A 21,457-nucleotide genomic window follows, 5' to 3' on the forward strand; every position below is an offset into this window, starting at 1 on the left:
GCCCAAATTGTTTAAAAATTCCGCTACAGATTGACCAATGCCTCTACGAGGTGGGTTTACAATCACCAAATCAGGTGGGGTGCCGTTTTCATTTAAGGCAAATTTTGCAGAATCGAGCGAGATAAATCTTACTCTGAACTCTTAGAAAAAGTTGCTTGTTCTGGAAGTATTTTATGGGGTTCTTTTTTTGCTTTTATAGACATATATTTCTCCTTAATAGGAGGCAATTATATGGTAATGGCTAGAAATAAAAAAGTGTTGGAATGATATTTAAACCAACACTTTTTAACTAGATCAAATTTTATTTAATTACACCACACGCCATTCGAGGACCACCACCACCAAGAGGAGCCGGGTGGTCTGAGTGGTTATCGCCGCCTTCGTGGATCATTAATGAACGACCTTTAATTTCATCTAATTTTTTCAAGCGAGGGGCTAATACTGGATTAGTTGATGTACCATCGTGTAAAACGGTTAATGCAGGTAAATCGCCTAAATGAGCATCATCAGACCACGGTAAGCCGTGATGTGGAGCTTTATTAGGGTTCCAGTGTCCTCCTGCGGCTAAGCCTGCTGTGAGCTTGCCACCTTTTTCTTTTGCATCACAGCTTGGGTTTTCGTGAATATGGAAGCCGTGTAAGCCTTCTGTTAAATCTTTTAGATTTGGAGTAAATACTAAGCCGTATTTAGATTCAGTAATTTCTACTGTACCAATATCTTTATTGCCTTTTTCTACATCAAGAAGTTGAATCGGCACGGTAATTTTTTCCAGTTCGGCTGCTGTTACCGAAAAGCTGAATAAAGAACCTAATGCAATTGCTAATGCTGTTTTCATTTTCATAAGACTGCCCTTTTTCATAGATAAGCCGTTAATTGGCAATTCATTTTAACCATAGCAGTCAAATTTTGTCAAGTTCTAAGGCTAATGTTGCCGCTGATTTTGTGGAACTTTCAATTGCGGATACTGAAATTTCAATGCCAGTTAATTCTGATCTGCCCCCCAAAAGTTGGACTAAACAACCAACTGATTAAGGTGCAGATTTTTTATGACTAAATATAACCAATCTTTCAAACAACAAGTGATCGAATTTTATCTTCAAAATGATAAAAATCGCTCGCTAACCAGACGCCATTTTCAGCTGGCCGACCGCACACTAAAACGTTGGATTAAACAATATAATCATAATGGCATCAATGGGTTAGCCTGCTTAGGTAAGAAGCGAAATTACGCTTTGGAATTTAAATTATCCATTGTGCAAGCGGTTAAAAACGGGCAGTTTTCCGCAGAAGATGCTTGTCTTTACTTTGACATTGCCAATTCGGGCAGTGTCAGCCAATGGTTGCAAGCCTTTGATAAACAAGGTATAAACGGTCTATTGCCCAAACCAAAAGGTCGTCCGACAATGAAACCGAAATACCCGAAAATGCCTCCTCCACCGAAAACTGAAGAAGAACGCTTACGTTATCGGATTTTGGAACTGGAAGCGGAGGTGGCTTTGCTAAAAAAGTTGCAGGAATACAACCAAGAAAAAATGCGGAAAAAGCAAATTTCGTGAACGCATTGCGAAATCAGTTTCCACTTGAAATCCTATTGCCACTTATCGGCTTAAAACGCAGCACTTTCTTTTACCATCTTGGTGCTAAAGTAAATAAAAATGCGGAGATTGAGCAGAAAATTGCTGAGATTTATCACAAAAACAAGGGGAACTACGGTTATCGTCGTATTACGTTAGCCTTACGTAGAATTTGGGCAATCAACCATAAAAAAGTCCAAGCAATCATGCAGAACTTAGGTTTAAAAGGGAAATGCAAACGCAGAAAATATCGCTCGTATCAAGGCGAAGTGGGCAAAATTGCGGACAATCTACTGAGACGAAATTTCCAAGCAACCAAGCCTGATAAATGGGTTACCGATGTCACGGAATTTAAATGTGCGGATAAATGTGCGGAAGGTAAGCTATACCTCTCTCCAATCAAGGATTTATTCAATGGTGAAATTATCGCCTATTCTTTAGCAAAAAGTCCGAATGTTGAGCTGATTAACCGAATGATGAGCCAAGCTGCTACAAGGCTTAATGGCACAAAACCGATATTACATTCCGATCAAGGTCGGCAGTATCAAATGGTAGATTTTAGAAAAATTTGCCAATGTAATGGCATTACTCAAAGTATGTCAAGAAAGGGAAACTGCTTGGATAACGGCGCAATGGAGCGTTTTTTCGGGCGGCTCAAAACGGAATGTTATTTTGGCAAGCAGTTTGAAACCTTTATAAATCCCTTATATATCAATGTTTTATAAATTTATACGACAACAAATTTCCTGTTGTGGACAACTTTGCTTTAACTTGGTGTTGTCTTATTATTGACAACAGTATATTATTTAAATGTTGTTAATAGCAGGGAATTTGTTGTTTTATGGGAAATAATCTAGTTGTGGTAAAGGCTAACAGCCTTATTGAAGCCAGTTATAGATTAAGTATTGATGAAGTGCGGATTTTGGCTTTGACGATTGGAACAATGGATCCAATGTCAAACCAAAAAATCTTTGATTTTACCGTAGCTGATTTTGTGCGTGAGTTTCCCGAAATCAGTATGGATAATGCCTACAAGCAAATTCAAGCAGCAATTAAACGAATTTATGAGCGTAGTGTAAGAACCGAAGATAGCAACGGGGTTACAGAATTTCATTGGGTCTCTTCTCGAACATATTTCAAGAAAGAGGGGCGTTTTAGAATTGCTATGACCGATGAGGTTATGCCTTATCTAACTCAGCTTAAAGGGCAATTTACACAATATCAGCTTAAAAATATCGCTTATTTTAATAGCGTTCACTCAATCCGAATTTATGAGTTGATTACGCAATATCGTAACGTTGGAAGTAGAGAAATTACCGTTGAAGATTTGAAAAAATGGTTGCAAGTTGAAGATAAGTATCCACGTTTTAACTCTTTTAATCAGAGAGTAATCGAGCCTGCAATTACAGAAATTAACGAAAGATCTGATTTGTTTGTTGATATTGAGCAGATCAAGCGAGGACGAAGTATTTATGCTTTAAACTTTACAATCAAGAGCAAGAAAAGTACGGTTGGAACTGAATTAAAACGCCCACCGTTTCCGCATAAAAACAAGTATGGGAAGTATGTTACCTTGAACAAAGCCAACCCTAAAATGAGTAATGCTGAATACGGTAATTATGCGAAAGATTGCCTAAAAATCCTTGAAGATTTTTATTCTGATATAGCTAATGTTACAACGGAAGATTTGCGGAATTATTGGGTATTTTTAACGTGTAACGCCAGCTTTAAATCAAAGCTAGGTAAGCGTTCTGATTTTGTGAACGAGTTGCAAAATCGTGGGTTCAAGATTGTGAATTGTGAATTAGTTAAAGCGTGAAAATACTATGAATAGCAATTTTTTGCTGATATTCAGCATAATGGTACAACTTATTCACTTTCTCATTTAAACCCTTTTGAAATTAGTTTTTACGGTCAAAAAGTAAAGAAAGAACTCAAATTAAGCGTTATTTTTTCTGATCATTGTTTTACTGAAAGGGCAGATAAACAACGCCGTTCATCAGAGCGAATATTCTCTCTTAAGAGATTTAATCTATCGCTGATGTTACCTGAAATTCTAAAAGGTATGTGCAACGAGAAAGTAAAAGTTTATCAGACATCTGCAAGATGTAATTTTGCTTATGTAGTTCAAATTGAGAATAACGGCCAAGAATATAATGTCTTTTTTGAAGTCAGGAAAAATACCAAATCAAAGCTAACAGACTTAGTGTTACGTGTCGAAAGTGCCTATGTTTTTGATGAGGGAAACGAACTTCAATATAGCGGAAACATCAGATTTCTTATACTTTGTCAGAAAATTTATTTAGGTGAGAAAATTGAGTGTAGAAAAGATTAGACTTGATTTTCAAATATACAAACCGCATAATTAAAACATAACTTACGGCGACCCGATGAAATTGATCGTAAGACGGCTCGAAAGAGTAAGGTGCGATGCCTTGGCAAGTGTATTCGGGATAATTTAGGTGATTAGCTACCGTAAATTCCAACAATGCAACACTGGTTTCACTGGGTGTAACATTGACGAGTAATTCTGTACTGTTCATTTTATTCTCTATGATAGCTTTGATTAATGGTGCTGAAAATACCGATTTTCATTTTAAATTGCAAATACTTGTCAGAAACACGCTTGATCTGTATAATATACTTCATTTTTTAACTTAGGTATGACGATGAGAGCACTTATCCACACTTTTCGTAGCACGACTTTAGACATCACGATTTTACGTCTTAGCGTATGTCTAATCTTCTTTACTTTCGGTATGACAAAATGGTTTGATTTTGAGGTGGAAATCCTTAAGCCGATGATCAGTCCGACTTGGTTGAATTTTCTCTATGAGTGGCTAGGCTATCACGGCACAAGTTATTTCTTAGGTGTGGTTGAAGGGATTGCTTATATAGCACTTGCCGTTGGCTATTGGAAACCTAGGTGGGGAATTATCGGTTCAATGACAGTATTACTGGTTTCATCTGTTACACTTAGCCTGTTGCTACAGCTTGGTTTTAACAGCTTTATTTTCAAGGATATTCTACTTATCGGCGCAGGATTAGTATTATTAAAATACGATCTAAACCGCCTTTACTCCCACGAATAGCTCATGTTGTTTTTTTATCTGCCCCAAAAGTTGAACTAAGCCGTGAGCAATACAGAACTCAGTCCTTGAATTAATGTAGAAGATCAAACCTAATCTGACAGTCCCCCGTTTAAAAATAGCTGTGTCTGTCAGATTAATTTGAGCTTAAATTCTTTTCTGCCCAAATGCGTTTTCCATCAACTAATGTCTCCATCGGTGTTCTTCCACAGCACATTTTTCCTTGATGGGTTCGATGATGGTTATAATACATTAACCATTCATCTAAGTCAGCATTGCAATGCCTCTAAATCCATATAAATCCGTTTTCTGAATGCCACTTGGTAGAACTCCTGCAAAATCGTTTTGTGAAAACGCTCACAGATACCGTTTGTTTGTGGGTGTTTCACTTTGGTTTTGGTGTGCTCTATGTCATTGATAGCCAAATAAAGCTCATAATCGTGATTCTCAACTTTCCCACAATACTCACTGCCTCGGTCTGTCAGCACTCGTAACATAGGTAACCTCTGGCTTTCAAAGAATGGTAATACTTTGTCATTTAGCATATCAGCAGCAGTGATAGCCGTCTTCATTGTATACAGTTTTGCAAATGCCACTTTACTATAAGTATCAATAAACGTTTGCTGATAAATACGACCCACACCTTTAATATTGCCGACATAAAAGGTATCTTGTGACCCTAAATAGCCGGGGTGGGCAGTTTCAATCTCGCCACAAGCCATATCGTCTTCTTTCTTCCGCTACAAGGCTTGTATCTGTGGCTCACTCAGAATAATGCCTTGCTCTGCCACCAATTTTTCGAGGGCAGTTAAGCGTTGCTTAAAATTGGCAAGATGATGACGTAACCAAATCGAACGGACACCTCCTGATGAAACAAAGATGCCTTGTTTACGGAGTTCGTTACTCACTCTTACCTGCCCAAATGCTGGGTTATCAAGAGCAAACTTCACAACAGCTTGCTCTATTGCCTCATCAACACGATTTTTTAAGTTGGGAACACGTCTATTTTGATTCAGCAATGCTTCAACACCACCTTGCTCAACCGCTTGTTGATAACGATAGAATGTATCTCGGCTCATTCCCATTACTTTGCAGGCTTGAGAAATATTACCCAGTTCTTCTGCTAAATTTAATAAACCGGTCTTGTGTTTAATGAGAGGGTTGTTAGAATAAAACATGAGAGTTTCCTTTTTGTTTAGATTGATTTTTGACACTCATATTCTAAACGGGAAACTCTCACTTTTTAGAGTGAATTGTCAGAGCAAGTCTGATCTTCTACAGCATAGACGATCTTTTCGTTTTGTTTTTTTGACTTTCCACCACATACAGCTTGATTTCTTTCTCGCCATACAAACCTGCAAAATCCTTGCGAAAATGCTCGGCAAGCGAAGTGCTTTCTAAAAATTGTTTCGTTCCTGCTTTAATGGAAAGCGTTGGCACAACCACAATAAACTTAAACACACCCAACACACGGTTTAGCTCAAACATGGTTTTGGTGTAAGTATAGGTTTTGCCTGTGCCTGTTTCCATGGCAATATCCAGCACATTGCTGCCTGAAAGCGGTATGTCCTCCACGCTGTTGGCTTTTTGGATTTTCTGCAAATTATCCATTTTCAGGCTGCCCGAAAATACGATTTCGGGATTTTCATCGCGGCTACCGTGTTTTAAATGCACGCGGTCAAACACACTCAAAACCGATTCAATCGCCCGTTCTTGGTGTGGTAAATTTTTTTCATAAGTAAAACCAGCCATTTAAACCCTCGCAAGCACGCTTAAATTGTTCAAACCTTTTTTATTGGCATAAGTTTTAACCGCTTGTGCCAATTCTTTTTGGATGGCACTGTCCATATTTGCGCTGAATAAAACGATGCGTTCAGGCACAAAATCCTTATCGTTGTCCAGCTTTTCAATCAAGGCTTTGACGCATTCAGAATGAAAACCGCTTGCCAGCAAATACAGATGATGGCGGCAGTAATAAGCCGTGTAACCCGCCAAATGAATGGTTTGGACTTTTTCAGGCAGTATTGAGCCGTCATACACGCGCCAAGTGGTTAAAAGCGTGTGCAATTGTTCATCATTCAAAGCCGTATCTGTGATATGCAGTAAATCAGGCTGAATGGTGTCAAAATCGGTTTTTAAGGCAGCCTGAAAATCAAAAAGTGGCACGGTTTCAAAGATTTTGAAACCCAAATCGCCTGAATAGTCGGGGTTTTCGGTGCGGATTTTGGTGGCACTTCGGATAATGCGTTCTTTGGTGATTTCAAAAATATTATGAGGTTTCCCAATATTATCTAAAAATCCAATTGTATTTTCTAAAGATTTTCTTTTTTCTGATGTTGCATTTTTAAGCGCTGCATCTAAATCTTCTGGTAACTGAGCAAGAATGAATTTTCTGTTTCCGCCCTTTTCCGCATTGAGTTTCATCACTGCATGAGCCGTTGTGCCTGAACCAGCAAAAAAATCCAAAACCACATCATTGTCAACACCTTTAAATGTTGATGAAAGCACCACTCGGGTCAATAATTCCAAAGGCTTGGGATTTTCAAAAGGAGAATTTCCCTTTGCAACCGAAAATAACTCTTCTAACTCTCTGATACCATCAGCAGTCAAATGCTTGTTGATGGAACCCATATTTAAAATGCTGTGGAATTTTGAAAAATCTTCTGATACTTTTCTCAATTTGCCAATAATTGTCTTACCGTATGATTTAGGCACTAAAATATATTCATTATTTTTAATTCCCAAATCAATTTTTTCTTTAAATTCTTCTCCCTTTACAGAAATAATATCTTCATAATGTAAATTGCCATATTTACCAAACTCTTCCCTAATGGCATCTTCTTGAATCCAATAAAGCTCACCATCAATAAACACTTTTTTCCCGCGAATGTCTTTGGGTCGTTTTAGATTATCAAATTTAGTGATGTTTTTCGCATAAACAAATAGGATTTCATGCCCATTGACAACGTATTTCGCATTTCCGCCACCTTCTGACGTATTAACAATTAAGTCTTTGATAAAATTCTCTTCCCCAAACACTTCATCACATAAAACCTTTAATTGTGCCTGTTCATTGTCATCAATGCTGATAAAAATCACGCCATCATCGCGCAACAATTCACGCGCCACATACAGACGCGGATACATAAATGTCAGCCACGCACTGTGCGAATTGGACTTTTTCGCGGTAAACTCCAGTACGCACTTGGCTTCGTCCAAATCCATGCCGCCCAATTGCACCAGCTGCTGCGGCGTGAATTTGCGGTCGTCTTGATACACAAAGCCGTCTGAACCTGTGTTATACGGTGGGTCAATGTAAATCATCTTAATTTGATTTTTGTAGGCGTTTTTCAGGTGTTTCAGCACTTCCAAATTGTCGCCTTTAATCAGCAAATTTTCGCTGTTGGTGTTTTCAGGCTGCCTGTTGTGTGCCGTATCTTCTGCCAGCAAAGTTTCAGGGGGCGTGTCTTTTAAAACACGTGCATAAGATTTACCCAGCCAATTTAAGCTGTAACCCTCTTTTTGCGTGGCAATGCCGTCTGAATGCAGGATTTCCGCCATTTTGTCAGGCAAAAATGCACCGTGTTTGTCAAAGCAGTTGGGGAAATGCTGTTTTAAGATTGCGAGCCGTTCGTTTTCGTTTTGTGGAAATGTTTGGTTTTCAGGCTGTGTGTTTGACGAAAACAAGGTTTCTTGGGTAAGTTTAGTCATCACTTACCACCTTGTTCTTTATCTGTGCTGTGAAAGCATGGAGGTTCCTTAAATTTAAGTCAAGGGGTTTATCTGGAGTTTGTTTGATTAAGCGACTTTGATTTCATCACACCCAATGAAAAAACAAAATCAAATCCAATTAAAAACCAAAACAAGCCAAAACAATAAGGGGATAATATGGCAGAATCTCATATCAGCAGCGACATTGCCAGTAGAATTGATAAACTTATTAAGCACAAACAGGCACTACAAAAACAAATCCAAGAGATTGACCAACAAATTCACATTCTCACCCAAGCTGCTAAAATCATGGGCGAAATAGACCAACTGCCCAAATTAAGAACATCCGCTTTTAAAAATAGTATCAAAACCCTAGTAGTGCAGGTGCTAAAACAAACAGATAAACCATTATTAACGCATGAAATCGCAAAACAAGCACTGATGCTAGACAGTGCCAAAAACACAAGTGCAGAGCCTGATAAAAGACACAGCAAAGCCGTTTATAATGCACTAAGACCACTGGTTCAACAGGGCTTAGTCATCCAAACAGGAATAAGAAAAGGCGAAACACGCTATCAGTGGGCGACAAATACCTTAGAAAGCAGCTAAATCCATTAGACAGACAATAAAATCAAAGAAAAAAGCAGCCAAAGAACTGCTTTTATTGTGGTTGGTTTTGTGCAAGTGCTACATAATGGCGCTTATCAATCATCATAAAAATGCTGTTGCCAGTCCGCTTTGATGGCAAGTATCACAAAATTTAATAAGACTTGTGAGTAATCAGCTTGATAACAACCCTTAATTGTAATAATTACCAAATACCCCTTGCATCTTAGCAAAAAACTTGCATAATAAAGCCAATAGAGAAAACGGCCGTTCTCTTATTGAATCCTAGCGGAAGTTATTATGTCAAAATTACTACAAACAATCGTTACAAGCCTTGCTTTATCGGTTGCAAGCATTACCCATGCTGATGTTGCTAGTATCTATAAAGATACCTGTGCTACCTGCCATGACAGTGGTGCTCTAAATGCTCCTAAAAAAGGCGATAAAGCCACATGGGATCGGTTAAAGACCCAAAAAGGAGTGGATACTTTAATTAAAAACACTCGTCAAGGAATGCCAAGAATGCCTGCGATGGGGTTGTGCCAGACTTGTAGTAATGATGATTTTGCTCGGCTGATTGAATACATGGAAAAATAAATTGAATAATGAGTGGTGGTAGGCTCATTGTTTGCCTATCATGAATAATATTTATGATTATTTATAAATATTGAATATATTTTAATAAATAATCAGTAAGATACATTAGATTGGTTAAATTTTGCCTTATTTTTCAAAGAAAGATAAAAAAAATGAAAAAAATGTTACTAAAACCACAATTTCTGTAGGAAAATTTAGTGAAGTCTTGCTATAATAGCAGAGATTCTGATGTATTGATTTGCATCAAAAAATTGATGTCGTGTACTTTGAGTTATTTTGAACAAAACCCAAGACTTGGGCGTTGCCCAGTAGTTAGTAGGAAATTGTTATGAAACCTGCCAATAAAACCACTTTCGCCAAACTTGCCCTTGCTATGGGTTTCGGTATTGCCAGCATGGGTGCTAGTGCCATCGTTACCGTACCAAGCTATGACATTGAAGCGGGTAAAAAAATTGTTGATGTTAACTGTGGTGCGTGCCACGGTGTTGATGGTGTTAGCGTTGCACCTGCTCAGCCAAATTTGGGCGGTCAAAATGTCAAATATCTATACAAGCAACTTGTAGATTTTAAAACCAAAGCTCGCCGTAACGGTGTGATGGAAGCTCAACTTGCCAATCTTACCCAGCAAGACTTGGCGAATGTTGCAGGTTATTATGCTTCTCAAGCTCCTTGGGCACCAGGTTATGGTAATAAAGCCACTTACGCCACTGCTCAAAAATTGTATCTAGGTGGTGATAAGACTCGTGGTATCATTCCTTGTGCTGGTTGCCATGACCCTAAAGGCTCTGGCAATGAGTGGGCTGCTTTTCCACGCTTGGGTGGTCAGCATGCAACTTATCTAGCCACACAATTAAAACTGTTCCGTGCGGCAGGTCGTGAAGATGAAGGTCTGGTGGCCGAACAAGTGCGTACTAATGACTCTGCCAAAAAAGGCGAGAAAGGCATGATGCAGATGGTTGCTGCCAAACTATCTGACAAAGACATTAAGATTTTATCAGAGTTCTTGGCTGCTGTTCACTGATTTTAGCAGTGTTTTAAACATGATTTGAATAATCATCATCAAAACTGACAAAAAGCCCCATCTGGGGTTTTTTTGTTGTCTACGTATTGATGTGGTTTTGTGATACAATGGAGTATCTTTTTTATAAGGCTAGACTATGTTTCAAAGACAACTGATGTTTTTTGTGGCGTGTGCATTGCCGTTATTATTTGCACACCAGCTTCCACCAAACATGGCAAGGGAATTGGATTTTTGGCTAATTTGGCTTGTGGCGATGAGTGTGGTTGGGCTACCCGTTTTGTTTGCGGAGTTTGCTCTGTCGGCTCGTAGCGGTCAGACCCCTTGGCTTGGTATGCAAAAACTCACCAGAGAGGCAGATGCGTCTATGGTATGGCGAATCTTTGCAGGATTGTCGGTACTGGTATCTATTCTTATTGCTGTCAATATTGTCTCTTATGTGGCAGGGGGTTTTAAGATGCACATGCCACAAGTGGCTGACAATCTTGGCGTGCCAAGCATAGGCATTGCAACAGCCTTAAGTATTGTTGTGTTGATTTTAAGTCTGCTAAAGTCTCGCTTATTGCCTGTAGGTTTGCTTTTGATTTTGGTGGGTTCGCTGATATCGCTATTTGATGGTGGTCTGGCCAGTGGTGTGAGCATACCTGTGCTTACGCAGGTTACGCTTGGTGAGTGGGGTCGTGCCGTGTTGCTTGCACTACTGTCGGTGGGTGTGGGTACGGGTCTGTATTGGTTCGGTAGCGTCAATGCGACCTTAGAGGTGGTCGATGCTAAGAAATCTTTGACAGGCATGATTTTGCCGATTTGGTTTACACAGCTTATTTTTGGTTCATTGGCACTGTTGGCAGGCAGTGCGATGGTTAATCAGACCTCCTTTGTGGTGGCAGGCGTTGGTATGTTGTTGGTCGCAGCGTTTTTGTTGTCCTATGCCGGTGGTCAGTTGATTGCTCGTTTTGGCATGATGGCAGGCGGAGTAATTTTATTGGCGCTTGGTTTGGCATTTGGTTTATTACCATCAAGCGTGCTACTCATTGTTCTGTCGGTCATCAGTTTGGTTGCGGTTGTTGTACTGGCGATATTTGCAGGCTTTGTGATGAAAATCAGCCATTTGCGTAAGATACTAAATTTTGGTAGCGAGCTTCGTTATAATGTCTGGCGTGTACTGATTCGCATTGTTGTGCCTATGGCGGTCTTGGTTGCTTTTGTGGGTTTGGTAACAGAATGGCTGATGTAATGGTGCGTGTGGCTTTGGCTTATGTTGCCAAACAAGGCGAGCAACTGTACACCGAGATGGATGTTCCTGATGGCACAACGGTCTGGCAAGTTTTGCAGATGAGCGGTTGGCTTGATATGCTGATATTGTCTGAGTTTGCCAGCTGGTGTGCGGACAATCAGCACGCCAGTCCCAATCATAAGGCTTGGTATGTCGGTATTTATGGACAAAAAAAACGCCTAGATACACCACTGCATGATGGCGATAGGGTGGAGATTTATCGTGCTTTATCATATGACCCAATGACCAGACGCAAACAAAAATCCAAAAAACAAGTTAGAAATAAAAGTCTAAACCCATGATGATTCGTTGGTGGCTTAATGCTTTATCAATCATTAAAAACAAAAAGCACGCAAAATTTAGCGTGCTTTTTTATTGTTGTGATGGCTGTCTATGGTCTAGAGTGAGACCACAAGTGTTATTGGGCTTTTTGTGTTTTTGTAGGTAGGCTATCATGCCCATCAATACGCACCACACGACCATTTTGAAAGTAGATGCTCATGTATTGACTGGCATTTTTGATATTAGTCTTGCCTTCTCTTTTACCCACAGTGCCTGCGGTGTAGTCATAGATATAATCCCAACGATTAGGATTTAGGGTGTCATGCACAGCAGGACTGCCGAGTAGATACAGCACTTGGTCGGCACTCATACCCACCTGAATCCGAGAGGCTTTTTCTTGGGTGATGGGCGTGCCTTGAGGCAAATCGATGGTATAGACACGAAATATGCTACAACCAGATAGGGCGGTTATTGATGCCAGCAGGGTGGCTGTTAGGATTTTTTTCATGGTGTTGTCTCTGATGGTATTATCTTTTGATTATTTTGCAAAGGGGTGCTTCGCCATTTAAATTTTTAACATATTAAACGCAAGTGCCCAAATATGCAAGTTTTTTGTGCCGTATTTTTGGTGATTAAATGCAGGTTTTAGTGTGAAAAACAGCGATATGCTGTGGATATGGGTTGATTTGTTTAATGGGAGTTATTGACAAATTTTTACTTAAAATATATGGGTTTTGGGGTGTAATTTACAGGAAAATGTGATAAAGTATGTTTCATTCATTTTGTAATTGATTATCAGATGATAATAAACCATTCATGAACATTTGATAAAATCAATCATAACGACATAGGTTAGACAATTATGGCATTTACCAATAAAGATTTACGCAAAGCAGGGCTTAAAGTAACCCTGCCACGCATCAAGATTTTAGAACTCTTGGAGACCGCAGAGCATCATCACATGAGTGCAGAAGATGTGTATCGTGCGTTGGCGACACAAGGGGAAGATGTTGGCTTGGCAACTGTGTATCGTGTGCTGACCCAGTTTGAGCAGGCAGGCATTGTTGAGCGACACAACTTTGAAAATAATCTGTCAGTATTTGAGATTGTCCAAGAAGACCATCATGACCATTTGGTGTGCGATGTTTGTGGTAAAATTGTTGAGTTTAACAACAAAGTCATCGAAGATGAGCAAACCAAAGTGGCACAGCAGTATGGCTTTAAGCTGTCGGCACACTCTTTGGTGTTGCACGGGGTGTGTGATAAAGAAGAGTGTCAAAAGACGCTAGATAATTAAATTGATTAAAAAAACAGCCAAATTTGGCAAGTGTTATATTAGATTTATTCACAAAAATAACCTACTTATTTAGGTTATTTTTGTTTTTATTGGTCGTGAACAAATTAGCTGTTAAATTCATTAAGCGGCACTAAAGTCGTTCAGGCTCATTGGCAAAACTTAGGGCGGTTTGTCTATCAATCAGACCTTGATTAAGTAGCTGTCTTAGACTACCATCAAAACTCATCATGCCATCAGACATTCCTGTTTGTATTGCCGAACGCATCTGGGCAACTTTGTTTTCACGGATTAAATTGCGAATGGCAGGTGTAGCCATCATGATTTCAAAGGCTGCCACACGCCCACCGTTGATTTTTGGGATTAAGGTTTGGGAGATGACGGCTTGTAGCGATTCTGAAATCATGGAACGAATTAGGTTTTTTTCGTGAGCATCAAAGACATCAATAATGCGATCAATGGCTTTGGGGGCGTTGTTGGTATGTAAGGTTGCAAGGACCAGATGACCTGTTTCTGCCGCTCGTAGGGCAAGGCGAATACTGGATAAATCACGCAGTTCGCCAATTAAAATCACATCAGGATCTTCACGCATGGCAGATGTTAGTGCCTGCTCAAAATCATGCGTGTCTTTTTTAATCTCACGCTGGTTGATGAGAGCAATTTTAGAAGTGTGTATGAATTCGATGGGGTCTTCAATGGTTAAAATGTGTATGGGGCGATGCTGATTCATATAATCAATCATGGCAGCCAGCGTGGTGGATTTACCTGAGCCTGTCGCCCCTGTGATGAGTATCAGACCTTGATTTAATTGACATAATTTTTTGAAAGTGTTACTAGGGTCTAAGTCGTCAATATGTGGTATTTGGTCGATAATCAAGCGAAAGACTGCCGATATACCACGGCTTTGATAAAAAGCATTGGCACGAAATCGGCACAGTCCGACAATCTCAAAAGAAAAGTCCAGTTCTTTTTGTTGTGTCAGTTCATCAAGCTGTTTTTTATTTATTATTTCACTAAGTAGCCGCATGATGTCATCATGACTAAGCACAGCAGTCTGAATCGGCATGATATCGCCATCAATACGCAAACGAGGCTTTTCGCCTGCAGATAAGTGCAAATCTGAGGCGTGCATCTGTTTGGCATAGCAAAGCAGGTCGGCAAGTGTTGTAATCATGTTGGCGTTCATGGTGGATTTATGAGTTATTAAATCATGTTTTTGGGTTGATAAACAATCATTTTATGTAAATTTTATAAAATTGCTTAAAAAGATTAGGTGGTCATGATACACTGATATGGTAACAGTAAATATGATAAACCTAAGTACTTTATTAGGTAAGGAACAAGAGATAAAAGAGATGGTCATGCGACAAGACGAACTGTTTAACCATTATAGACAAGTTACCAACGCACTCAATCAAGCAAATGAGCAAAGCAAACAAAAAACCCTAGCCAAACTGCTTGCGGTATCTAAAACCAAGCCTGAATCTGACATTAGAACATTATTTGACTGCGGACAGCGTGATTTTGGTGAGAATTATCTGCAAGAGGCGATTGGTAAGCAAAGTCAGCTAACCGATTTGCCAATCACATGGCATTATATTGGTAGTATTCAGCGGAATAAAACCCGAGACATCGCCACTCATTTTGATTGGGTGCATACCATTGAACGAGAGGTGATTGCAAATAGACTCAATGAGCAACGAGGTGAGCTGCCCCCACTTAATGTGCTAATTCAGATTAATATTGATGATGAGAATACCAAATCTGGCGTACAGCCCGATGAACTACTCACTTTGGCACGGCAGGTGGAAAGTTTGTCAAAGCTGTGTTTGCGTGGCATGATGATTATCCCTGCCAAAGACAGTCATGATGCGTTTGTGCGAGCCAAAGCATTGTTTGATGAGATGGCGGATTTGGGTGAATTTGCCCATTGGGATACTTTGAGCATGGGCATGAGTGCAGATATGGAAGATGCGGTGGCAAATGGGGCAACAATGGTGAGAGTGGGAACGGCTCTATTTGGAGCTAGGAACTATGGACAGTCGTCTGATTGATTATTCATTTTTAAAATGATGATAACAATCTGACTGTGGTTACAAAGCTGTCTTATTTGTAACAATAATAAATATTGCTAGTATGGTAAGCTTGCTATAATAATCTGATTCATGTCTATTAGGAATATTTAACATGGCAAAAATCCGCCAACTTTTTACCCCTTTTTCTATCAAAAACCTAGAATTAAAAAACCGTGTCGTTATGCCGCCAATGTGTCAATATTCAGCAACTGACGGCATGCCAAATGATTGGCATTTTGTCCACTATACAAGCCGTGCGGTGGGTGGTGTGGGTTTGATTATCGTGGAGATGACCAATGTTGCCCCTAACGGTCGCATAAGCCCTAATTGCTTGGGACTGTGGAATGATGCACAAAAAGACGCTTTCAAAAAAATCGTGGACAGTGTTCACGCCCATGGTGCTAAAATCGCTATCCAAATCGCTCATGCAGGTAGAAAAGCTCAAGACGAACCGAATGCTGTAGCCCCAAGCCCCATTCATTATGGTGAGCTAGATTATGCTGGGCAAAATCTGATTACGCCAAGAGAGCTGAGCACACAAGAAGCCAAAGACTTGGTGCAGGCCTTTACCAATTCAGTCAAAAGAGCGGTGGATGCAGGCTTTGATGCGATTGAGCTTCACGCCGCACATGGTTATTTGATTCATCAATTTTATTCGCCAAAATCCAATCAGCGTAACGATGAATACGGTCAAGATAAAGCATTGTTTGGTGTGGAAGTCATCAAGGCGTGTAAGGCGGTAATGCCTGCGGATATGCCTTTGATTGTTCGCATTTCTGCCCAAGAATATGGCAAAGATGGCTTTGACAGCGATTATGGTGTGGAGATTGCTAAGCGATTTGCGGACGCAGGGGCAGATATGCTTGATGTGAGTGGTGGTGGCGATGGCGTATTGCACAAAGGTAATCACCCGGAGATTTGTGCAGGCTATCAAGTGTCGCTTGCTCGCAAGGTCAAAGAGGTAACAGGCAAGCCTGTGATTGCAGTAGGCTTGCTTGACAACCCCGCCCTTGCCGACCATGTATTATGTGCAGGCGATGCCGACCTTGTGGCGGTAGGGCGTGGGCTTTTAAGAGACCCTTATTGGGTATTAAACGCCCAATATCAACAAAATCGGGCAGATAGCTCTGAAATGCAGTTTGTACCACGACAATATGAGCGTGGATTTATGTGATTTAAAATGATGTGATTACACCGCTCTACATATTATTTGGAGCGGTGTTTTTTGGGTATGTGGAGTATTTAGTGATGGGCTAAAATGTTTTGACTGTCATTTTGGCAAGTTGTTTGACGATGACCGCTCTTGTAAATAACACGCACACCGATTAAATCATATACTTAACTGACCGTGTTTATGCACTAGAAGGTCAAGTTGATAATATCGCTGTGATTAAAAATGATAATATTCTATATATTATGGACATGCAAATTGCCAATAGCCATGCTGGTATTAAAAGTCAAATTGGCAAAATCAGCCCAAAACTTATCAGCTATGGACGGTTATGAGACCATCTAAATTTTGGTATTAAAATTTATAAAAAGTAAGTGCTATTTTGGCGTTTGGTTTTGAAGTTGATGGCAAGCTTCAAGATTGAGATTGACGAAAGTCTCCCAATCTATTTTATTCTGAAAATGCATCTGGAAAATGCATCTGGTAATAACGCTCAACTTGGCAAACTAATGGGCGAGTCTCATAAATCTGGCATAGATTGGTATCGGTATCCAAAAATTGACAAATACCATCGCCCCTGTCCAAAAAAGCAGTTTGTTCGCTTTTATAGACATGGCGACAGCATAGACCGCAAGCGATGCAGGGGAAGGGTTTGTGGGTCAAGTAATTTCGCCTTGATAGTTGTTATTGATGATTTGTTTGGCTTTGTAAATATTGTTGTTAGCATCGCTCAATACAAGGTGTATTATAGCATGGTTTGGCGTGGGTTGGGGCTGGATTTAAAAACCATTCGTGATTCTTTTGATGTCATTTAAAATAAATTAAAGCAAGATGGCAATCTCATCAACAAAGGCGAAAAAGATGATGAAAGTTTGGCGGATTTTACTGATAAAAGCATTTGTTCAAAACTAGCCGATAAGACTTTTTATAGCTCGGTTACGGCTGTTTTGATTTCGCCTAAGATGAAAGGCTTTTTTGGGGTCTGAGAAAGACCGATATATACTTTGAAAAGTGCTTATTCATTAAACAATAAAAAAGTCGGATAATAGAAACAAAAGAAATGCCATTTTATGGATTGCTTTATCTGATAGAAATAGGCATTTGATGCAAATAAATCTGGATTTTATTTTAATATTTTTTTAAAAACTAAATAATTTAAGGTATAATAATTGCCCTGAAACGAATATTCTTAAAGAAATGTGAATTTCGGTTTAACTTTAACACACCAAAAGAGCAGTAAAAACACTGCAAATGGTGTGGAATTTAGGTTTTATTTACTACAACCCCTTATTTTTTTGGAGATGTTTTAATGTTTGACTGGTCTGAAGGCTATATGAAAGATATCAATTATACAGTGGGGTATTATCCGGATCTGAATCCGCAACGCTGTATTTTGCCTTTGTTGATGGAAAATATTGCCCCGCCGGCTATTTTGGATAATCAGTATAATGCCTGCGAACTTGGTTTTGGAATGGGGGTATCGATTAACATCCATTCAAATAATAATGCCCAATGGTATGGTACGGATTTTAATCCTGCTCACGCACTCTTTGCCCAAAATCTTGCTCAAGGTAAGGAAAATTTATTTTTATCCGATCAATCTTTTCAAGCGTTTTGCACCAGAGAGGATTTGCCGGACTTTGACTATATCAGTCTTCACGGTATTTTCTCTTGGATTTCGCCGGAAAATCAGCAAGTTATCGTTGATTTTGTTGAGCGTAAGTTAAAGGTTGGCGGCGTTTTGTATATTAGTTATAACGCTCAGCCGGGTTGGTCAACAAAAGCACCATTACGACATTTAGTTGAACAATATTATAAGATGCAGCCTTCAATGCAAGGCAGCGGTGAGAATTTAAAATCTGCATTATCCTCAGTGCAACAAACCGTATCACTCTGTTCGGCGATGTCTAAGAAAGCACCACTGCTTGTAGAAGAAATAGAACATATAGCCGGTATGGATGCTCGTTATGTCGCTCACGAGTATTTGAATGAACATTGGCAACCAATGTACTTTAGTGAGATGGAGGCGTATTTAAAGCAAGCTAAAATGAGTTTTGCGTGTTCTGCAAACTATGTTGATGATTACACATTATCACTCTTTAATGAAGAACAGATGGCATTTTTGGCGGGCATTAAAGATCCTTCATTGAGACAGACGATAAAAGATTTCTTTTTAAATCGGACATTTAGACGAGACCTGTGGGTTAAGGGCAAAAGAGAGCTAACCGATATAGAAAAAGAGCAAATTTGGAATAAACTGAGCATTATTCTAACAACAGACAGAGAAAATGTTAAAAACACATTGACCTACAGTGTTCAGGTTAATTTGAACGAAAAGTATATCAATGCACTGTTGGATATTTTATCGGATTATAAAATTCATTCGGTTGCGACCCTACGGAAGAAACTAGAGAAAGAGATTCCAACAAAGGCATTTTTTGAACTGTTGGCTATTTTAGAGGCAAGAAATGAAATTATGCTGGCACACTCCGATGATGTTATTGCTCGGAATAAGAAGTCGTGTGAGCAACTCAACCAACGGATTGTCGATCATGCACTGAGTCCAACGGAGATGGGTGTGATGGCTAGCCCTGTAACGGGATCGGGGATTTACTGCAATGATGTTGAATTGCTTTTTATTGCCGGATATTTACAAGGCATTAAGCAGGATAAATTGGAAAACTATGTTTGGAAGCGTCTAAAGGCAATGAACAAATCCTTGACTAAAGACGGGGAATTGTTAGAAGGCGAAGCAGCCAATTTAGCTGAATTAAAAGAACTTAAAGCCGAGTTTGTGAAGAAGAAGCTGAACTTATTGAAAGGATTGCAGATTTTATCATAATCGTGCGTTGAGGTGGATTTACCGTTGTTGTGAAAAAGCCAAAGCTAATACCCCCAGTACGCCTGTGCTTGTACTGGGGGTATTTTATGGGCTGTTATATTGTAGCACTTTATGAATCCAACTATCCGTATGATTGAAAGGTCTTATTTTGGTGGCAGGTATTGGCATACGGATTGCTCAGCGTCGCAAGCCAACGCACATTCTGATTATTGAGATAGAAAAACTGTGCTTGATTGGTTAGTAGAAAATCCAAATCGGGGCGACTATTCGCCTCCCCCAACCCCAACGGCACCAGCTCAAACTGCTCATTCAACCAATCCACCCACGGCTGTCAGTGGCTGCGGGTATAAGCTTCCCCTGCTGGGCGAGAATGCCGATTTGCCATGTTTCGGCAAGTACCGTGTGGGAGAGCAGTAGAAGAAAGAGAAATAGGTGTTTCATTTTGGAGCGTTGGAGAATTGATATGTTTATCATAATCGGTTGAACTGAAATTGGCAAAATCCTACTGCTTTTTGCCGCTTGTTTAGGCTCAGGTTTTCTCTGCGATAAATTCCACAAACTTGCTCGCTATCGCAGACGGATAACGCTGTGAGGCATACAGCATAAGCAATTCATAATCAGGTTTTTCAAGCTCAGGCAAAATCTCTACCACACGATTGTTTCTTATCCATTCGTTTGCCGTAAAATCAGCTACTTGCCCAATCGCTTGCCTCTGCAAAATCATATACTCCACCGCATCATCCTTTTGGATTGTGTTGGATAGGTATAATTGCAATTCTATTTTCCTCTTTAAAAATAAAATCTTGTAGTTTTCCAAGATTAAATAATTCCGTGTGGTCAATTGCTGTAAATTGAATCGCAGATTGTTGTGCCAAATTCAATCCAAGAGAAATTCTATCTTGTATTAAGGTAATCCAACTTGAATGGCGATATTCATTTTTATAAATAATTTCTGAAGCATTAGTATTATAAGGCGGATCAATATAAATACATTTGACTTGCCCTTGATATTTGGCTTGTAATAAATTTAGGGCTTGAAAATTATCACTATGAATGATTGTGCCGTTGATTTGATTGTCCAAATCATCAAAAGTCGCCAATAATTTGGCTTGAAAGGCGTGATTAAACAAAGAAGTATTGATAACCAAATGCACATTTTCACGCTTGATATTCTCTGCACCATATAAGTTTTGCCATTCTTGGATTTGCTTTTCGTTGGCAAAAATTTCATCATAAAGCTGACTTGGAATATTATCCAGCGTAATTAAATAATGACAATCGGCAACAAATTTTTTCTTTTCCCAAAGTCGTTTTTGGAAATTTTCCAATTGTGCCAAAAAGGCAATAATATCAAAGGCAATGGCATGCAAAGTTTGAATTAAGTGTAAATTTTGGGCAATATGGTCGGCAGTTTGGGTATTGTCAATATCGTCCAAATTCATCACTTCGTTTTTGATATAAAAATCAATTCACGCTTTAAAAATCCACCCAAATCTTTATGAATAAAATAATCGGCGGTGTTTTTGGTGGTGTAATCGCTTAAATGTTTTTCTAATAGCGTGCGTTCTTTATTTTTGTCTGTTGGGATTTTTTCTGTCAGTGCCTGCCAGTTTGTTGCCACCGTTTCATTGGCAAAAATGGTTGCCAAATCGTCTGCCAAAATTTTGTTTTGTTTGGCGGATTTGGGAAAGGCTTTGTAATCAAATAAAATGGTTAAAACTTGCCCGTTATCAGACTCGTAAATGGGTAAAATTTCATTGTCATCGATTTGGGCATTGGCAAGGGCAAAAAAGCGTTTGGAATCGTTGTCTTTTTGATTGTCTTTGGCGGTATCAGCTTGATTTAATTTAAAAAAGACTTCTCGTCCGTCCGATAATTTAAAGCGGTAATTGGCAAAGTTTTCTCCCGACTTGGTGTAATATTGG

The 21,457-nt window shown here is 39.4% G+C and carries 21 protein-coding genes and 3 pseudogenes; 14 read left to right on the plus strand and 10 right to left on the minus strand.

The window, feature by feature from the left end; genetic code table 11:
• Positions 1–301: 301 nt before the first annotated feature.
• Complete coding sequence (sodC, locus tag LU276_RS02585) at positions 302–841, minus strand: superoxide dismutase family protein (RefSeq protein WP_159630647.1); 540 nt, start codon at positions 839–841, stop codon at positions 302–304.
• Between the two features lie 205 nt (positions 842–1,046).
• On the opposite strand from sodC, the pseudogene LU276_RS02590 reads away from it, so the two are divergent.
• The 3 genes and pseudogenes from LU276_RS02590 to LU276_RS02600 all read left to right on the plus strand — a co-directional run.
• Positions 1,047–2,269: pseudogene (locus LU276_RS02590) on the plus strand (IS3 family transposase); the annotation flags it as partial.
• Between the two features lie 146 nt (positions 2,270–2,415).
• Complete coding sequence (locus tag LU276_RS02595; protein ID WP_284674122.1) at positions 2,416–3,393, plus strand: replication initiation protein; 978 nt, start codon at positions 2,416–2,418, stop codon at positions 3,391–3,393.
• An 850-nt stretch (positions 3,394–4,243) separates the two neighbouring features.
• A complete protein-coding gene (locus LU276_RS02600) occupies positions 4,244–4,666 on the plus strand; it encodes a DUF417 family protein (protein WP_031200901.1) in 423 nt (140 codons plus the stop codon).
• A 133-nt stretch (positions 4,667–4,799) separates the two neighbouring features.
• On the opposite strand, the pseudogene LU276_RS02605 reads toward LU276_RS02600, so the two are convergent.
• The 3 genes and pseudogenes from LU276_RS02605 to LU276_RS02615 all read right to left on the minus strand — a co-directional run bounded on the left by LU276_RS02605 (position 4,800) and on the right by LU276_RS02615 (position 8,374).
• Positions 4,800–5,841, minus strand: a pseudogene (locus LU276_RS02605) (IS481 family transposase).
• 97 nt (positions 5,842–5,938) lie between these two features.
• Positions 5,939–6,415 carry a DEAD/DEAH box helicase family protein gene (locus tag LU276_RS02610; protein ID WP_284674123.1) on the minus strand — a complete coding sequence of 159 codons (477 nt, stop codon included), beginning with the start codon at positions 6,413–6,415 and terminating at the stop codon, positions 5,939–5,941.
• Positions 6,416–8,374 carry a site-specific DNA-methyltransferase gene (locus tag LU276_RS02615; protein ID WP_284674124.1) on the minus strand — a complete coding sequence of 653 codons (1,959 nt, stop codon included), beginning with the start codon at positions 8,372–8,374 and terminating at the stop codon, positions 6,416–6,418.
• Between the two features lie 177 nt (positions 8,375–8,551).
• Between LU276_RS02615 and LU276_RS02620 the strand changes: the two genes are divergently transcribed.
• The 5 genes from LU276_RS02620 to LU276_RS02640 all read left to right on the plus strand — a co-directional run bounded on the left by LU276_RS02620 (position 8,552) and on the right by LU276_RS02640 (position 12,170).
• The gene (locus LU276_RS02620; protein ID WP_284674125.1) at positions 8,552–8,983 is read left to right on the plus strand and encodes a hypothetical protein; all 432 of its coding nucleotides are present in this window, start codon (positions 8,552–8,554) and stop codon (positions 8,981–8,983) included.
• Positions 8,984–9,280: 297 nt separating this feature from the next.
• On the plus strand, positions 9,281–9,577 hold the full coding sequence (locus LU276_RS02625) for a c-type cytochrome (protein ID WP_284674126.1): 297 nt from the start codon (positions 9,281–9,283) through the stop codon (positions 9,575–9,577).
• Positions 9,578–9,905: 328 nt separating this feature from the next.
• Positions 9,906–10,598 (plus strand): c-type cytochrome, encoded by a 693-nt coding sequence (locus LU276_RS02630; RefSeq protein ID WP_284674127.1) that lies wholly within the window; start codon positions 9,906–9,908, stop codon positions 10,596–10,598.
• Positions 10,599–10,734: 136 nt separating this feature from the next.
• Positions 10,735–11,829, plus strand: coding sequence for a hypothetical protein (locus tag LU276_RS02635; protein ID WP_284674128.1), 1,095 nt, complete (start codon positions 10,735–10,737; stop codon positions 11,827–11,829).
• Positions 11,817–12,170, plus strand: a complete 354-nt coding sequence (locus LU276_RS02640; RefSeq protein WP_284674129.1) for an RnfH family protein — start codon at positions 11,817–11,819, stop codon at positions 12,168–12,170. Before LU276_RS02635 ends, LU276_RS02640 begins: the two co-directional genes overlap by 13 nt.
• A gap of 116 nt (positions 12,171–12,286) precedes the next feature.
• Here the strand turns inward: LU276_RS02640 and LU276_RS02645 are convergent, their stop codons facing one another.
• Complete coding sequence (locus LU276_RS02645) at positions 12,287–12,658, minus strand: outer membrane protein assembly factor BamE (protein WP_284674130.1); 372 nt, start codon at positions 12,656–12,658, stop codon at positions 12,287–12,289.
• Between the two features lie 354 nt (positions 12,659–13,012).
• Here LU276_RS02645 and fur point away from each other — a divergent pair, with 354 nt between their 5' ends.
• On the plus strand, positions 13,013–13,447 hold the full coding sequence (gene fur / locus LU276_RS02650; protein ID WP_284674131.1) for a ferric iron uptake transcriptional regulator: 435 nt from the start codon (positions 13,013–13,015) through the stop codon (positions 13,445–13,447).
• 130 nt (positions 13,448–13,577) lie between these two features.
• On the opposite strand, the gene LU276_RS02655 is transcribed toward fur, so the two are convergent.
• A complete protein-coding gene (locus LU276_RS02655; RefSeq protein ID WP_284674132.1) occupies positions 13,578–14,618 on the minus strand; it encodes a type IV pilus twitching motility protein PilT in 1,041 nt (346 codons plus the stop codon).
• 187 nt (positions 14,619–14,805) lie between these two features.
• Here LU276_RS02655 and LU276_RS02660 point away from each other — a divergent pair, with 187 nt between their 5' ends.
• The gene (locus LU276_RS02660; protein WP_284674559.1) at positions 14,806–15,498 is read left to right on the plus strand and encodes a YggS family pyridoxal phosphate-dependent enzyme; all 693 of its coding nucleotides are present in this window, start codon (positions 14,806–14,808) and stop codon (positions 15,496–15,498) included.
• Between the two features lie 133 nt (positions 15,499–15,631).
• Positions 15,632–16,693 (plus strand): NADH:flavin oxidoreductase/NADH oxidase, encoded by a 1,062-nt coding sequence (locus tag LU276_RS02665; protein WP_284674133.1) that lies wholly within the window; start codon positions 15,632–15,634, stop codon positions 16,691–16,693.
• Between the two features lie 447 nt (positions 16,694–17,140).
• Here LU276_RS02665 and LU276_RS10005 read toward each other — a convergent pair whose 3' ends face one another.
• The gene (locus LU276_RS10005; protein ID WP_335342688.1) at positions 17,141–17,353 is read right to left on the minus strand and encodes a YkgJ family cysteine cluster protein; all 213 of its coding nucleotides are present in this window, start codon (positions 17,351–17,353) and stop codon (positions 17,141–17,143) included.
• Between the two features lie 11 nt (positions 17,354–17,364).
• Here LU276_RS10005 and LU276_RS02675 point away from each other — a divergent pair, with 11 nt between their 5' ends.
• From LU276_RS02675 to LU276_RS02680, 3 genes and pseudogenes are all read left to right on the plus strand, one after another.
• A complete protein-coding gene (locus LU276_RS02675) occupies positions 17,365–17,505 on the plus strand; it encodes a hypothetical protein (RefSeq protein ID WP_284674134.1) in 141 nt (46 codons plus the stop codon).
• A 368-nt stretch (positions 17,506–17,873) separates the two neighbouring features.
• Positions 17,874–17,957: pseudogene (locus LU276_RS10040) on the plus strand (IS1595 family transposase); the annotation flags it as partial.
• A gap of 42 nt (positions 17,958–17,999) precedes the next feature.
• Positions 18,000–19,532, plus strand: a complete 1,533-nt coding sequence (locus LU276_RS02680) for a methyltransferase regulatory domain-containing protein (protein ID WP_284674135.1) — start codon at positions 18,000–18,002, stop codon at positions 19,530–19,532.
• Between the two features lie 529 nt (positions 19,533–20,061).
• On the opposite strand, the gene LU276_RS02685 is transcribed toward LU276_RS02680, so the two are convergent.
• From LU276_RS02685 to LU276_RS02695, 3 genes are read right to left on the minus strand one after another with little or no spacing between them, the layout of a single operon-like run.
• Entirely contained in the window at positions 20,062–20,265 is a 204-nt protein-coding gene (locus LU276_RS02685; protein WP_284674136.1) for a type 2 periplasmic-binding domain-containing protein, read from the minus strand.
• A gap of 4 nt (positions 20,266–20,269) precedes the next feature.
• On the minus strand, positions 20,270–20,974 hold the full coding sequence (locus LU276_RS02690) for a site-specific DNA-methyltransferase (RefSeq protein WP_284674137.1): 705 nt from the start codon (positions 20,972–20,974) through the stop codon (positions 20,270–20,272).
• A complete protein-coding gene (locus LU276_RS02695) occupies positions 20,974–21,180 on the minus strand; it encodes a hypothetical protein (protein ID WP_284674138.1) in 207 nt (68 codons plus the stop codon). The genes LU276_RS02690 and LU276_RS02695 overlap by 1 nt, the downstream gene beginning before the upstream one ends.
• Positions 21,181–21,457 lie beyond the last annotated feature (277 nt).

The sequence above is a fragment of the Moraxella haemolytica genome, assembly GCF_030177935.1.
Classification (GTDB): Bacteria; Pseudomonadota; Gammaproteobacteria; order Pseudomonadales; family Moraxellaceae; genus Moraxella; species Moraxella haemolytica.

Bases quoted from the DNA above. Each gene is read 5' to 3' on its own strand.
- sodC (WP_159630647.1), bottom strand. From the start codon at position 841: ATGAAAATGAAAACAGCATTAGCAATTGCATTAGGTTCTTTATTCAGC.
- LU276_RS02595 (WP_284674122.1), top strand. From the start codon at position 2,416: ATGGGAAATAATCTAGTTGTGGTAAAGGCTAACAGCCTTATTGAAGCC.
- LU276_RS02600 (WP_031200901.1), top strand. From the start codon at position 4,244: ATGAGAGCACTTATCCACACTTTTCGTAGCACGACTTTAGACATCACG.
- LU276_RS02610 (WP_284674123.1), bottom strand. From the start codon at position 6,415: ATGGCTGGTTTTACTTATGAAAAAAATTTACCACACCAAGAACGGGCG.
- LU276_RS02615 (WP_284674124.1), bottom strand. From the start codon at position 8,374: ATGACTAAACTTACCCAAGAAACCTTGTTTTCGTCAAACACACAGCCT.
- LU276_RS02620 (WP_284674125.1), top strand. From the start codon at position 8,552: ATGGCAGAATCTCATATCAGCAGCGACATTGCCAGTAGAATTGATAAA.
- LU276_RS02625 (WP_284674126.1), top strand. From the start codon at position 9,281: ATGTCAAAATTACTACAAACAATCGTTACAAGCCTTGCTTTATCGGTT.
- LU276_RS02630 (WP_284674127.1), top strand. From the start codon at position 9,906: ATGAAACCTGCCAATAAAACCACTTTCGCCAAACTTGCCCTTGCTATG.
- LU276_RS02635 (WP_284674128.1), top strand. From the start codon at position 10,735: ATGTTTCAAAGACAACTGATGTTTTTTGTGGCGTGTGCATTGCCGTTA.
- LU276_RS02640 (WP_284674129.1), top strand. From the start codon at position 11,817: ATGGCTGATGTAATGGTGCGTGTGGCTTTGGCTTATGTTGCCAAACAA.
- LU276_RS02645 (WP_284674130.1), bottom strand. From the start codon at position 12,658: ATGAAAAAAATCCTAACAGCCACCCTGCTGGCATCAATAACCGCCCTA.
- fur (WP_284674131.1), top strand. From the start codon at position 13,013: ATGGCATTTACCAATAAAGATTTACGCAAAGCAGGGCTTAAAGTAACC.
- LU276_RS02655 (WP_284674132.1), bottom strand. From the start codon at position 14,618: ATGATTACAACACTTGCCGACCTGCTTTGCTATGCCAAACAGATGCAC.
- LU276_RS02660 (WP_284674559.1), top strand. From the start codon at position 14,806: ATGCGACAAGACGAACTGTTTAACCATTATAGACAAGTTACCAACGCA.
- LU276_RS02665 (WP_284674133.1), top strand. From the start codon at position 15,632: ATGGCAAAAATCCGCCAACTTTTTACCCCTTTTTCTATCAAAAACCTA.
- LU276_RS02680 (WP_284674135.1), top strand. From the start codon at position 18,000: ATGTTTGACTGGTCTGAAGGCTATATGAAAGATATCAATTATACAGTG.
- LU276_RS02690 (WP_284674137.1), bottom strand. From the start codon at position 20,974: ATGAATTTGGACGATATTGACAATACCCAAACTGCCGACCATATTGCC.